Source organism: Microbacterium sp. NPDC089698 (genome assembly GCF_044749045.1).
Taxonomy (GTDB): Bacteria; Actinomycetota; Actinomycetes; order Actinomycetales; family Microbacteriaceae; genus Microbacterium.
Window position 1 is genome coordinate 13788 of sequence record NZ_JBIVHE010000010.1, and the last position, 12907, is coordinate 26694.

Genomic DNA, 12907 nt, shown 5'->3' on the forward strand with positions numbered 1-12907 from the left:
CGCTGATGACAAGGGAGTGGATTCCGAGGGCTCCAGGTCCTGAGCCCCGGTGCATTCCAGCCGCGCCGGAAACGTTCGCGGTCCCCCAATTCCTCTGTCCTGAGAATGCGCCAGACAATGTGTCGATCGCGTTGAGCCACGGGGGTTTCCAGCCCTTCCGAACACCCAGCGGCCCCGGCGCTAACGGCCCATAAAAAACCAGTTCAACGCTGAAATTAAAAGGAAAAAAGGTCTAGGTAAATCGTCTCATTTCGGGTAGACTATGGGTATCGGGAAAGCCCATACGGAACTAGGAGAAATCATGAGCATCACGGTCTACACGAAGCCCAGCTGCGTTCAGTGCAACGCCACCTACCGGGCGCTCGACGCCGCCGGCCTCGAGTACGAGATCCGCGACGTCACCGAAGACGCCGCAGCTCTTGAGCACGTGAAGTCCCTCGGCTACCTGCAGGCACCCGTCGTCATCACCGACGAGGACCACTGGTCCGGCTTCCGCCCTGACAAGATCTCCGAGCTGGTCGCGGAGCGTGCGTGATGTCCATCGACATGACCGTGCAGCCGCAGACCTGGGCGCAGGCCTTCCAGGCCCCCCGCATGACCGCGGCCGAGGCGTACGCGGCCCGAGACGCGGAGGTCCTCGAGCAGGAGCACCAGGCGCAGGCCGCCGAAGACGCCCGCCACGAGCACTGCGACACCTTCCACCACGGATCTTGCGCCACCGACACCTTCCAGCGTTCCGAGATCGCACGCCTGCAGGCCGAACTCGCCCGCATGACCGCGGACCGCGACCGCCTGCACATGCTCGTGCACCACAACGACATCGAGCGGCAGACCTTCGCCCGCCGCCGCGCCGCCCTCCCCGCCGAGCTGCGCCGCCAGGACGACGAAGCACTGCACACCACGACCACGGCCCACGCCGCCTGACGAACGGACCCACGATCATGGCCACCAAGACCCGCCCGACGATCCTCACCGTCGATGAGGCCGACCAGCTCGTCGACGACGTCGCGCAGCTGCTCCCCTTCCCGACGGCCCTCGACGCCGACATGGGCTACACCTGGGCCGACCAGATCTACTTCGGCGACCAGATCGACGAGTCCACTGGCCGCCCCACCCACCGTGCCGGGATCGACCCCGACGAAGAGAACCCTGTCTGGTGGCTCGACTTCGACCTCGGCACCCGACAGATCATCTCCGACCTCGGCCCGACCACCAGCGCCACCGACGTCGCCGCCTGGATCATCGCGAACACTTCTGGCAGCGCTTCATGAGCGAGCGTCCGCGCCAACCGCAGATCGAGTGCCGCCTGTGCGGCTACCGTGTGGCGTTACGCAACGTGGCAACGCTCGCAACGCATGTCGCGACGAAGCACGCTGCGGATCCGCTGCTCGACGGCTCAGGTGGACCCGTGACCCGCGTCATCACTGGCAGCAAGTCATGAGCGTGCGTCCGGGTCAGAACTCGGGGCTGACGCCGCTCTTCGACCTTGACGCCGTCGGCCTGGGACTGACGCCGACCGAGGCAATGAACCGCGGAACGCAGGTCGTCCATCAGTGCGCCTGGTGCGGATGCGTCGTCGTCTGGCACAAGGGCGGATTTCGCACGGCCCTTGGTATCTGCCCGGCCTGCGGCCGCGACGGCGGCGGGCGCGAGACAGGCACGTCGTCCTGGTGGACGCAGCAACTTCCAGTCGCTGGCCTCCGGACTCATGAAGCCGGCTCCTCTCTCACGGGTGGAGTTCAAGCATGAGCACGGGAACGATCCAGATCGCCTGCGATCTGTGTGGGCGGCTTGCGCCGATCCCCGATGATGCGGACCGTGCGGCGCGGGGACTGCCACCGGCTGGCTGGGGACGACGGGGAGCGCCGGATGGTTGGCGTCCCGTCTGTCCGGACTGCTGGTCCTGGATGGTCGAAGGGCTGGGCGACACGGCTGATCCCGCTGATGATCCATCGTCACCGAGACGCCTCGCGAACAACCGCTGGCTCTGCGTTGCGGGACCAGCACACACCCCGGAAGAACCCGATGGCACCGAGGACGGATTCTCAACGTGCACGGGCTGCAACCTCGACCAATGGGTCGGATACAACAACGACGGAGGAGACATCTGATGGCTGGCGAGACTGTGATCACCGTGGTGGGAAACCTCACCGCCGACCCCGAGCTGCGGTACACGCAGAACGGGCTGCCGGTGGCGAACTTCACCATCGCGAGCACGCCGCGCACCTTCGACCGCCAGGCGAACGAGTGGAAGGACGGCGATGCGCTGTTCCTCCGTGCGTCCGTGTGGCGCGAGTTCGCCGAGCACGTGGCGGGTTCGCTGACGAAGGGCATGCGGGTCATCGCATCCGGACGCCTGCGTCAGCGGTCCTACCAGGACCGCGAAGGCCAGAACCGCACCGCGATCGAGCTGGAGGTCGACGAGATCGGCCCCTCGCTCCGCTACGCGACCGCCCAGGTCACCCGTGCCGCCTCCAACGGCGGCGGCGACGCCGGGGCCGCGAGTGCGCCCGCGACGCAGTGGGCAGCCGCGACCCCGGGCGGGAAGGCGGACAGCAACGAGGCGTGGTCGACGCCCGACGCGGCCATGTCCTCGAGCGGGGACGACACCCCGTTCTGAGGATCGGGGTAGGACGACAACGAGGGGGGAACTGGAATGGGTCAGTGGTTGATCATCATCGTGTGGTTGCTTAGCGCGATCGCGCTGGTCGCGTTGCTGTCACGTCGGAAGGACTGGAGGTGGCAGGTGCCGAGGCATCGGATCGACGGCTTCCGCTGTGAGCTCGGCACCGCGCAGATCGTCGAGGACAACATCGTCCGACAGGTCTGGGCGATCCCGATCATCCTCACCAACGACCGCCACCGGCTGGGCCGGATCGCATCGGTCGACGCGATCGCGCACATCCGCAGCACCCAGCGCACGTCCGTCCTGCACCGACCGTTCCGCTACCACGGCACGTTCATGTGGGACGAAGCCGCCGGAGCATCGCGCAGCGAGGTGAACCCCGGGGCGACCGTGACCGCCACGGTGCGCGTGGAGCTTCCCGTCGACGAGATCCCCGAGGCTCTCACGTTCACGACGTCCAGGACGAGGCGACGCCGCAGACGTGCGGTCCGCTACGGGGCCCGCGTCCCGCTTCCCGAGGCCGCGAGCACCGAGGACATGGCAAACGTCTGATGCACAGCAGACGAGGGGCCGGCTACCGCTGCAGGTAGCCGGCCCCTCGTCTATGGCCAGTCGAACAGTCTCGGCTGATCCGGGGAGACGCCGTTGAGGACGGCGGAGATCGCTTCGCGATCCCACCCCACGGTCAGGATGAGCTTGCGGAGGTCACGTGAGCGTGCTGCGAGTTCCTGACGGGAGAGCCCGCGCCGTCCGACGTGCGTGCGTCCGGAGCGGCGCTTCTGCTCGCGGTCGCGCATGTTCATGCTGTCGTCGCCCTCGAACAGGTGCGAGCCGTACCCGTCGGTCACGTGGACGCAGATCGGCACGTCGCACGAGTGCAGCAGCTTCACATCCGGGCTGAGGGTCCGCCCGGTCACGTGCTCGAACAGCAGGCGCTGCGGCCGGACCATCCGCTCGCGGCCGTCGCGCCGGATCGAGAACCGCCCGTACCCGTCGTCGCTGATCGCGCCGACCCAGATCCAGCAGTCCTCCTCGAGCGGGCCCTTGCGGACCTTGTCCATGAACCGCTCCAGCTCGACCGAGTCCACTACGCCGCAGCGTCGCCGTACTCGCCCGCGTCACCGCTGCGATCCGGTGACGCGGGGCCGTCGCTCATGTCGGTGGCGAGCTTCGACAGGCGCGTCACCTCGCCGGGCGACACCTCCAGCAGCTCCGCGATCACTCCGACGTTCTCCAGCGTGCGCAGCTCGACGATCGAGCGGCCCTGCTCCAGCTCGAGCGCGGCCTGCCGTGCGGCGAACTGCTCGAGCACACGCTCGCGTTCGGCGTCGAGATCCGCGATCCGATCGGCGGTCATGTAGAACGAGGTCGCGGCCTCCTCGATCTTCTGCTCACGCCGCTGGGTCTCCGCCAGCTGCGCGGCACGAGCGGCACGCACACGCTCACGGGCCATCACACGGGTCGACTTCGGTTTCGTAGACATAGAGGGCACTCCAAATAGTTGGGCGTCCCTCCCACCCACACCCTAACCGGCCAGCGCGACACACACGAGTCCCGGCTCACCGAGACGCCCGCACCCTCCCGAGGACCTGCTGAGGGGGCGGGCGAGCCCTCCCCCTCAGACTCCCCCACCCGGCAGCCGGCACTCCCACCACATTGCGTCAGCTCCCGTCCCTGCGCCCCGCTGAGGGGGCGGGCACGCCCTCCCCCTCAGACACCCCCACCCGGGAACTCGGCGGCGTTGACCACCGCGGTAGTGCGTGCCGTGGACAACGCCGCCGAGGCGCGCCTGACCACCTGTGGACAGCACAACGAACCCCGGGTTGTCCTGACCACAGGATGGACAGCCGCGCTCATCAGAGCCGACACCCTCCGGGCGCCGGCCACCCCTCGTCTCGCGCGTGCCCATCCGGGCCCACCCGATCAAACGAGGGGGCAAGCCCCCTCGCGCTCCCCCCGCACATCATCCCGACCACTAACGGCCACCACGGCGGTTCACGTCCTCCACATGGTCGGGAGCTGGCCTGCCCCTCCCCCCGGGGCTGCCAGCGGCACTCGGCGCTCGCCCAAGGGCTCGCACGCTCAGCCCGGCCTGTCGGCAAGCCTCCATGCCGGCCGTTCAGCACATCCAAGGATGGCAGAACGCTAAGCCAGAGGCTTAGAGCCAGCTTCCCCTCCTCCATCTCAGCAACACCGGACCCGAAGCACGGAACCACCCGCACATCAACCGGACCCATAGAAGGAGGAGGAAAAGCAGTCACACCTCTTGCACTATTAGTGATGTTCCGCCTGCGGCGGTTAGAATCGGCCCATGACTGTCCGAACTCGCCGCCCCCCGGCCGACGTTCCGGCGGTCAGTTTGAGCCCGTCACGTGGGCTCCTGCGACGTCTGACGGGCGGTTCGCGCGCATGATGTCGTTCCACAAGCTGTCCGCGGGCGACGGCTACGAGTACTACCTGAAGGAGACCGCCTCGGCCGACACGAAGCGGACCCGCGGGGAAGAGCTCACCGACTACTACACCGTCGAGGGGAACCCTCCCGGCGTGTGGATGGGCCGAGGAACCGAGCACCTCGGAGTGTCCGGAACGGTCTCAGAAGCGCAGATGCGCGCCCTGTTCGGCGAAGGACTCCACCCCGACGCCGACGAGATCATCGAGCAAGCCGTCAAGGACGGCATGTCCCCCGAGGCGGCGATCAAGGCTGCGCGCCTGGGGCGCAGGTACCCGGTCTACGCGCCGCACGAGACGCTGTCTGCGAAGATCCAGGCGGAGTACGACCGGTTCGAGCGGACCACCTACCGGGAGCCCACGAAGGAGGAGCGACAGGCGCTGCGGATGAAGGTCGCAGCGATCGCGTTCCGCGACGCACGAGGCCGCGACGCCGTCGACGGAGAGGAGCTCTCCCGGTTCCTGTCGGCGCAGATGAAGCCCACCCGGCACGCCGTCGCGGGCATGGACTGCACCTTCAGCCCGCCCAAATCCGTGTCGATCCTCTGGGCGTTCACCGAGGACCAGGAACTCCGCGCGGGGCTGGAACGCGTCCACGAGAAGGCGATCGCGGAGACCATCGCCGGGTTCGAGGACACGTCCCTCTACTCCCGCGCCGGGCAGGCCGGCGTCCGCCAGGTCGACGTCGACGGCGGGGTCATCGTCACCCGGTTCCGGCACTACGACTCCCGCACCGGCGACCCGCAGCTGCACGACCACGCGGTGATCTCGAACAAGGTCCGCTGTGCGGACGGCACCTGGCGTTCGATCGACGCGCAGCTCATGTACAACGCCGTCGTCACGATGAGCGAGAACTACAACCGGCTCCTCACCGAGTACCTCGGGGAAGACCTCGGACTCGCGACCCGGCAGCGCGTCGTCCAAGAGGGCAAGCCGACCGTGACCGAGATCGCGGGCATCGACGACGAGACCATCGAACGGCACTCCGGGCGCCGCATGCGCGACATCCTCCCGGTCATGAAAGACCTCGTCGCCGACTACGTGAAAGAGCACGGCCGCCAGCCCGACACCGCCGCGCGCATCGACCTCGCACAGACCGCGAACCTCTCCACCCGGGAACGGAAAACGCACCGCTCCCCCGCGCAGATGATGACCGACTGGGCCCGCAACGACCCCAAGACCAAGCGGAACATCGACCGCGACGTCGCCGCCGCAGCGAAGAAGAACACCCGCACCGCGGACCCCGACCGGGAGCCCGTGACGATCGACACGGCCGCCGAATACGTCACCGCGGTCGTCTCCACAGGACGTGCAACATGGAACGTCGACAACCTCCGCGCCGAAGCCAACCGGTACGTGAAAACCCACCACGCGGCGCTCCGCGACGGCGCCAGTCTTCCTGATGCGACCGGGGATGAGCTCGTCGAGCTCATCACCCGCACCGCCACCGATCAGAGCCTTCGGATCACGCCCGCGCCCGTCCACGACCTCCCAGAGGGCGCCCTGTACCGCACCCAGGACGGCACCAACGCGTACGAACGACGCGGCCGCATCCGGTACACATCCACCGCGATCCTGGACGCAGAATCCACAGTCCTCACCGCCGGATCTCACGACCTCAGCCGACCCCTCGAACCCGCCGAGTTCGAGCACACCCTCGCGGGCTTCGACGGCAAGATCAGCAAACGGCAGATCGCGCTCGCCCGCGACTTCGTCACCAACCCGCGCCAGGTCACCGCCGGAATCGGCCCCGCCGGTACCGGCAAGACCACCAGCATGAAGCTCGCCGCCCGCGCCGCCGAAGCCGGAGGCGTCCGCCTCATCGGACTCGCGCCCTCGGCCGCGGCCGCCGCCGTGTTCCGCGACGCGGTCGGCGTCCCCGCTCAAACGATCGACGCATTCCTCGTCAACCACGACGCTCTCCCCCACGACCCCACCGGCTACCACGCCAGCGGCGGAACGCCCCTGGAGCTCCGCCCAGGAGATGTGATCGTGGTCGACGAGGCAGGCATGGCAGGCACCCGCAAGCTCGCCGCGATCGTCGACGTCGCCCGCGAGCTCGGCGTGCACGTGCGCCTCATGGGCGACCACCGGCAGCTGTCCGCCGTCGACGCCGGCGGCATGTTCCCCCTCTTCGTCCGCCACCACGGCGCCGCCGAACTCGACCAGGTCTTCCGGTTCAAAGACAAAGCCGAAGCCGCCGCGTCGATCATGCTGCGCGACCCCGAGACCGCCGGTGACCCCTTCGCCTGGTACAAGGAACAAGGCCGCGTCGTCGCCGGCACCGAAGAGCAGATGGTGCAGAAGGTCTACGAGGCATGGCAGCACGACGTCGAAGTCGGGCACAGCGCCATCATGGTCGCCGCGACCAACACGCAGGTCGACCAGCTCAACAAGCGCGCCCAGGCCTACCAGGCCGCAGCCGGGAAACTCGCCCGCGGGCGCACCACCCGACTCCGCGAAGGGAACAACGGGCACGAAGGCGACCTGATCCTCACCCGCCACAACAACACCCGCATCAAGTACAACGGCGGGACCGACTTCGTCCGCAACGGCGACCAATGGTGGATCACCAAGATCTACCGCGACGGGTCCCTGCAGGTCTCCCACACCGCCAACCACGGCAGCGTCCGCCTGCCCGCCGAGTACGTCACCGACAACACCGAACTCGGGTACGCGATCACCGGCAACCGTGCCCAAGGCGCCACCATCGAAGGCGACAGCAGCGACGACGGATTCCAGTTCGAAGGCCGCGGACACGTCCTCCTCGACGCCTCCGTGAGCCGCAACAACGCCTACGTCATGGCCACCCGCGCCGTCGACGGGAACTACCTCTACGTCGCCGTCGACGACACCGACACCAGCGGCGTCGACAACCTCACCGACCACCCCAACCAGGTCGCCATGGACGACGTGCTCGCCCAGATCGCCGGCAACGTCTCCACCAACGCCGCCGCGCACGACATGCTCCGCACCGAGCGCGAACGCGTCGGCGGGCTCCCCCAGCTGCTCGGCGAGTTCAACGACATCGCCGAACACATCAACACCACCCGCCTGCAGAACCTCGTCCACGCCGTCCTCGACAAGGACCAGGCCGCCGCGGTCATCGCCGACGTCGACGGATGGCCCGCGCTCACCCGCACCCTGCTCGACCTCGAGCGGCAAGGCGTCGACCTCTACGCCGCGCTCGCCCAAACCCTCGACCTCACAGGCGCCGACGGCGCCCAGGAACCGGCATCCGAAAGCGACAGCCCGCAGGGCCTCGTGTCCGCCTCCGAGAACGTCGTCGACGACGGATCCGACGACACCGCGGCGGAGGAAGCCACCGCGGCGGCCAAGGTCGCCACCAAGCTGCGCGCGAACGCGGCCCGAGTCGCGCGCCGCCGCCACGACGGTGCACGGATGAAGCTGCTCGGCGAGGCCGTCGCCACCGGACACCACAGCGACACCATCCCCCGTCAGCAATGGCAGGAGCTCACGACCTCCGCGCACTGGCCGTCGCTGCTGCGCGCCGTCGACGAGGCCGAGACCGCGGGCCTTGACCCTGCGAAGGTGACCGCCGCAGCGCTGCAGGCGATGGAAGCGAACCGGGCCGGTCGCACCACCGAGAAACAGAAGGCGAAGTTCGACGCGGCCCGCGTCACCGCCAAGGTGATCCGTGCGATCACCCGAGACGACGACAAGCGCTTCCGTGCGCCCGTCACCCTCGAATTCCTCCCCGAGGTGCCCCGGTTCATCGCCGACCTGTCCCCGCTCACCGCGACCGGCGCCGCGGCGACCTACCCGGCGGACGCCGCGGCCAACCTCCGCGACCGGCACGCGCGGATCCGCGACGAGCTCACCGACCGCGGCCAGATCCTCGCCCACACCCGCCCCGACTGGACCGCCCCCCTCGGGCCCGTGCCCGCCGACCCCGCCGGCCAAGCCGAATGGGTCAAGCTCGCCGGCATCGCCGACGCCTACCGCACCCGATACCAGGTCCCCGACACGGAAACCCGGCCAGTTCCCTCCGAGCACGCCATCGACGGGAGCCCCGCGAAGCTCCTCACCGACCACATCACACGCTTCCGCACCGGCCACTGGGACGCGCCCGAGGCCGACGTCGAGCAGCTGCGCACCGCGGCCGCCGCCGCGATCGCACGCCGCCACCGTCGCCTGCCCGATGCGCCCGACCATGACGCGATCGCCCGCCACGCGGCCGCCCACACCGTCGAAGAGCTCCGCCACGACCTCGGCCAGATCGGCGTCGCCCAGATCCCCGAACCCGGCCCGGACACCCAGACCGCCAGCGCCGAAGCACTCCTACGCCGCATGAACGCTCTTGGCAGCGAAGACCCGCACACCCCCGACTGGGACGAAGACGAACAGACCGCCGACGAACAACGCCGCCACGGCCTCGGGATCTGACCCGAGCCGCCTGTCAGACCCCCGGCGTACACTGCGAAAGCAAGGGAAAGGAACCCCGCCATGACGCTCACCAGCAGCCAGACGCGAGTCCCCACCGTTGTCCTCTACGACATCATGACCGAGGCCGCCACGCGCGTCCGCGGCGCCCTCGTCGCCCTGCAGGACAAGCACCCTGAGAACGCCGACCTCTATCTGCGCGAAGACATCGCCCTCATGGACACGATCGAAGCCGTCGGCCCCGACGACCGTGAAGCGATCACCCGCACCACCGAAGCCCTCCGCGCGGAGTTCAACCGGCTCAGCGCTGCATGACCCTCGACGAGGCGTGGATCCACGCCCGGTTTCACGACCTGATCGTGCCGCGTCTCTTTGCGCGCGCCCGTCCGTCCTCGGATCCGCTCTGGATCGGGATCGGCGGGCAGCCGGGCGCCGGCAAGACCCACGGGCGCGATCGCGCGCTGCGCCTCAACGGCGGCACCATGGTCACCGCAATCATCGGCGACGACCTGCGCGCCTTCCACCCCGACTACCAGCGACTCCTCCACGAGGACCCGCTCGCGATGCCCGCCGCGCCCATCCCTGCGTCCGCCCGATGGGTCGAGCTCGCCCTCGAGCACGCACGCGAGCACCAGTACAACGTGCTCGTCGAAGGCACCTTCCGTCGCCCCGAGATCACGCTGGGCACCGCGCGGCGCTTCCACGACTCCGGCTACCGTACCCACCTGGTCGCTCTCGCCGTCCCGCCCTGGGAAAGCCAACTGTCCTCGCTGGAACGCTTCCAGCTCGACCACGAAGCAGGTCTCACCGCCAGGTGGACCGACCCTGCCGCTCACGACGCAGGCGTACGCGGCACCCCCATCACCCTCGATGCTGCGGCCGCCTCCCCCGCCATCGACCGGATCTCCGTCGTCACCCGTGACGGCGCCGCTCTCTTCGACAGGACGCGACCCGCCGCGCTCACCCACGCCGCCGACGTCCTCCGCGCCCTGCACCAGACCGCACCGACGCCTGCCGAGCACCACGAATGGGAACTCCGCCGCCGAGACGTCGTCACCTACTTCAGGCGTGAGCTCCCACACACTCCCGAGACCGAAGCCGCCGATCGCGCGCTCGAGGAGAACGCCACGGCCCTCGTCCAACTCTTAGCCGGCGCCGCTCACCGCGGCGCCCTCGAGCACGAGACAACAACCGACCTCACCAGCAGCGCCGAAGCTCTACTTCAGCGACTCACGGAGATCTCCGACAATGCCACCCGTCTCGGGACGACGGAAAGCCAGCCGGATCCCCAGCACCCGGGCGAGCAGCACCGCGGCCCATCACTGCCATGAGCGCCTCTGCGCCCTGACGGTCCCGGGCAGCGCGAGCACACGCCGACGGCGAACACGGGACGACCACCTGCAACGAGACTGTCACGATGTCCGCATGAACTCATTCACCGTGCGGGTCCCCTTCACGCACTCTCACCCGATCAATCCGGAGACGGCCATCCGGATCCCAGTTCCCAACGCCAACCACAGGCTTGAGCGCGCACTCGAGGAGTTTGATGACGCGAAGATCCTGGAGAAGGACATACGCGGCCTGTCGGTGACCGTCCCTCTCCACCTCGCTGGCATCATCCACGACACACTGAAAACCAATGGGCAGCAGCCAGGCGAGCCCGACTTCTCAACCTCCCCGCTGGTCTCGGCCGCGACATTGACCGCGATGGTCGAAGCGCTCCGCGAGCATCTCGGTGCAAGCACGCTCAGTGGCTTCGCGCTGGACAGCGTGAGCGTCATCGACGTCAAGTCGACTCTGTACAGCGACCTGACCGCAACCGAGCCCAGCGCTCGGATCGACTGGGAGGGAGACGGTGAAGTGACGTGGGTCCGAGACAGTACGGCCGCGTAAGGGCTCCTAGAACCCGCCTGTCTCTACTCGCCGACATCGCCCGCGCCACGCGCGAGCTCGTCCGCAAACGCGCGCGCGATCGTGGCCTCGTCAGGGAGAGCTTTCTGCTCATCCTCGCCGAGCTCGTAGCGGCTGACCGCGACCGGCTGCGCGGTCGACGCGAGCGCGTACCGCACCACGGCGTCGTCCTTGTCGGCGACGAGCAGGATCCCCACGGTCGGCTCGTGCTTGCTGGGGATCCGCAGCTGCTCGTCGACGACCTTCACGTAGAACGAGAGCTGTCCGGTGTCCGCCGGCGTGAACGGCGTCGTCTTCAACTCGATCACCACGTACCGCAGCTGCTCCACGTGGAAGAACAGAAGATCCACGAAGAACTCGGACTCACCCACGGTCAGTTGGACTTGACGTCCCACGAAGCTGAAGCCCGGGCCGAGCTCACGCAGCGTCTCGATGATCCTCTCCACCAGGCGGTCCTCGAGCGCCCGCTCGGAAGCGTCGCTGTCGATCGCGAGGAAGTCCAGAGCGTAGGGATCCTTCGTGAGCTGCTGCGCGAGCTCCGAATCCGATCGCTCGAGCGCGCCGCGGAAGTTCGTCACCGCGGCGGCCTCGCGTTCGTGCAGCCGAGTCCGGATCTGGTGCGTGAGGATGGCGCGACTCCACCCGTGGAAGGCGGCCTTGCCTGCGTACCAGTTGCGGAGCTCCTGGTCATCGAGACGCTCCATCAGCGTGACGACGTGCCCCCATGGCAATTGGCCAACAGCCTGTTGGCCAATTGCGTCTTCGTCCGGCCAAGTCTCAGCGAACCGGCGCATCGACTTCAGATTCGCGAGCGAGAACCCCTTCATCGCGGGGAACTCGGCTCGCAAGTCGTCAGCGAGCCGGCGCAGCACACCACTCCCCCACGGCGCACGCTGCTGCCGGTCCAGAATGGTGCGCCCGACCCGCCACCACAACCGCAAAAGCTCCGTGTTCGCGGCCCGCTGCACGCGGTATCGTGCCGCGTGGACCTGGTTCTTCAGGTCGGCGAGGACCTCGGCGTAGTCGTCGGGCACCAGGTCGCTCATATCGACCACCGTAGACCGTCAGTCAGGCTCTCGAAGAGCTGCTCGGGAGGTCGGCCGCCCATCGCTGAATCCGCCGGACGACGGTGTGCAGCGAGTCCGGCTCTCGGCGGTACCTCTGCTCCAGCTCGAAGAAGAAGTCGCGGACGTCCTTCCGAGCAAGCTGTTGCGTTCGCCACTGGAAGCCTGCCGGGAGCGTGGTGATCTCCCAGACGGGACCCGCGAACGTGTACCGCCGTTCGTGAGGGAAGCGGCGCAGGATCGCATAGACAACCCCATTGAGGATGCTCACGCGCCACTCGGATCCGTCCGAGTGAAGAACGCGATGGATGGCGTCGTATCCGCCGACGTCGCCCGGAATGTTGAACCCCGATCGACGTGACGGGTCTTCGGTCCAGTAGTCGATGGCGGATGCGTACACGGTCACGCCCTCGGGCGCTTCGTCGACGTAGATGTTCATGGTCAACCCCCTCGT

General features: G+C 68.2%; 13 protein-coding genes. 9 read left to right on the top strand and 4 right to left on the bottom strand.

Annotation, left to right across the window (positions count from 1 at the left end; genetic code table 11):
* Positions 1-301: 301 nt before the first annotated feature.
* From nrdH to ACIPY5_RS19790, 5 genes are all read left to right on the top strand, one after another.
* Positions 302-535: a glutaredoxin-like protein NrdH gene (gene nrdH, locus ACIPY5_RS19770; RefSeq protein WP_400973910.1), complete on the top strand. Its 234-nt coding sequence runs from the start codon at positions 302-304 to the stop codon at positions 533-535.
* Positions 535-924 (top strand): hypothetical protein, encoded by a 390-nt coding sequence (locus ACIPY5_RS19775; RefSeq protein ID WP_400973913.1) that lies wholly within the window; start codon positions 535-537, stop codon positions 922-924. Before nrdH ends, ACIPY5_RS19775 begins: the two co-directional genes overlap by 1 nt.
* Positions 925-941: 17 nt before the next feature.
* A complete protein-coding gene (locus tag ACIPY5_RS19780) occupies positions 942-1271 on the top strand; it encodes a hypothetical protein (protein WP_400973916.1) in 330 nt (109 codons plus the stop codon).
* 839 nt (positions 1272-2110) lie between these two features.
* Complete coding sequence (locus ACIPY5_RS19785) at positions 2111-2620, top strand: single-stranded DNA-binding protein (RefSeq protein ID WP_400973918.1); 510 nt, start codon at positions 2111-2113, stop codon at positions 2618-2620.
* A gap of 36 nt (positions 2621-2656) precedes the next feature.
* Complete coding sequence (locus ACIPY5_RS19790) at positions 2657-3178, top strand: hypothetical protein (protein WP_400973920.1); 522 nt, start codon at positions 2657-2659, stop codon at positions 3176-3178.
* A gap of 50 nt (positions 3179-3228) precedes the next feature.
* Here ACIPY5_RS19790 and ACIPY5_RS19795 read toward each other — a convergent pair whose 3' ends face one another.
* Both ACIPY5_RS19795 and ACIPY5_RS19800 read right to left on the bottom strand, forming a co-directional pair.
* Positions 3229-3714, bottom strand: coding sequence for a hypothetical protein (locus ACIPY5_RS19795; RefSeq protein ID WP_400973922.1), 486 nt, complete (start codon positions 3712-3714; stop codon positions 3229-3231).
* The gene (locus tag ACIPY5_RS19800) at positions 3714-4109 is read right to left on the bottom strand and encodes a hypothetical protein (protein ID WP_400973924.1); all 396 of its coding nucleotides are present in this window, start codon (positions 4107-4109) and stop codon (positions 3714-3716) included. The genes ACIPY5_RS19795 and ACIPY5_RS19800 overlap by 1 nt, the downstream gene beginning before the upstream one ends.
* Before the next feature lie 926 nt (positions 4110-5035).
* On the opposite strand from ACIPY5_RS19800, the gene mobF reads away from it, so the two are divergent.
* From mobF to ACIPY5_RS19820, 4 genes are all read left to right on the top strand, one after another.
* A complete protein-coding gene (mobF, locus tag ACIPY5_RS19805) occupies positions 5036-9481 on the top strand; it encodes a MobF family relaxase (protein ID WP_400973926.1) in 4446 nt (1481 codons plus the stop codon).
* 60 nt (positions 9482-9541) lie between these two features.
* The gene (locus ACIPY5_RS19810; protein ID WP_400973928.1) at positions 9542-9793 is read left to right on the top strand and encodes a hypothetical protein; all 252 of its coding nucleotides are present in this window, start codon (positions 9542-9544) and stop codon (positions 9791-9793) included.
* Positions 9790-10809, top strand: coding sequence for a zeta toxin family protein (locus ACIPY5_RS19815; protein WP_400973931.1), 1020 nt, complete (start codon positions 9790-9792; stop codon positions 10807-10809). The genes ACIPY5_RS19810 and ACIPY5_RS19815 overlap by 4 nt, the downstream gene beginning before the upstream one ends.
* Positions 10810-10903: 94 nt before the next feature.
* Positions 10904-11371, top strand: coding sequence for a hypothetical protein (locus ACIPY5_RS19820; protein WP_400973933.1), 468 nt, complete (start codon positions 10904-10906; stop codon positions 11369-11371).
* 23 nt (positions 11372-11394) lie between these two features.
* On the opposite strand, the gene ACIPY5_RS19825 is transcribed toward ACIPY5_RS19820, so the two are convergent.
* Together ACIPY5_RS19825 and ACIPY5_RS19830 are read right to left on the bottom strand one after the other, a co-directional pair.
* Positions 11395-12435, bottom strand: a complete 1041-nt coding sequence (locus ACIPY5_RS19825; protein WP_400973936.1) for a YhcG family protein — start codon at positions 12433-12435, stop codon at positions 11395-11397.
* A gap of 22 nt (positions 12436-12457) precedes the next feature.
* On the bottom strand, positions 12458-12892 hold the full coding sequence (locus tag ACIPY5_RS19830; RefSeq protein WP_400973939.1) for a hypothetical protein: 435 nt from the start codon (positions 12890-12892) through the stop codon (positions 12458-12460).
* Positions 12893-12907: the final 15 nt, after the last annotated feature.

Coding starts and splice junctions, on each gene's coding strand:
- mobF (WP_400973926.1), top strand. CDS start 5,036: ATGATGTCGTTCCACAAGCTGTCCGCGGGCGACGGCTACGAGTACTAC.
- ACIPY5_RS19820 (WP_400973933.1), top strand. CDS start 10,904: ATGAACTCATTCACCGTGCGGGTCCCCTTCACGCACTCTCACCCGATC.
- ACIPY5_RS19815 (WP_400973931.1), top strand. CDS start 9,790: ATGACCCTCGACGAGGCGTGGATCCACGCCCGGTTTCACGACCTGATC.
- nrdH (WP_400973910.1), top strand. CDS start 302: ATGAGCATCACGGTCTACACGAAGCCCAGCTGCGTTCAGTGCAACGCC.
- ACIPY5_RS19800 (WP_400973924.1), bottom strand. CDS start 4,109: ATGTCTACGAAACCGAAGTCGACCCGTGTGATGGCCCGTGAGCGTGTG.
- ACIPY5_RS19810 (WP_400973928.1), top strand. CDS start 9,542: ATGACGCTCACCAGCAGCCAGACGCGAGTCCCCACCGTTGTCCTCTAC.
- ACIPY5_RS19830 (WP_400973939.1), bottom strand. CDS start 12,892: ATGAACATCTACGTCGACGAAGCGCCCGAGGGCGTGACCGTGTACGCA.
- ACIPY5_RS19790 (WP_400973920.1), top strand. CDS start 2,657: ATGGGTCAGTGGTTGATCATCATCGTGTGGTTGCTTAGCGCGATCGCG.
- ACIPY5_RS19775 (WP_400973913.1), top strand. CDS start 535: ATGTCCATCGACATGACCGTGCAGCCGCAGACCTGGGCGCAGGCCTTC.
- ACIPY5_RS19780 (WP_400973916.1), top strand. CDS start 942: ATGGCCACCAAGACCCGCCCGACGATCCTCACCGTCGATGAGGCCGAC.
- ACIPY5_RS19825 (WP_400973936.1), bottom strand. CDS start 12,435: ATGAGCGACCTGGTGCCCGACGACTACGCCGAGGTCCTCGCCGACCTG.
- ACIPY5_RS19785 (WP_400973918.1), top strand. CDS start 2,111: ATGGCTGGCGAGACTGTGATCACCGTGGTGGGAAACCTCACCGCCGAC.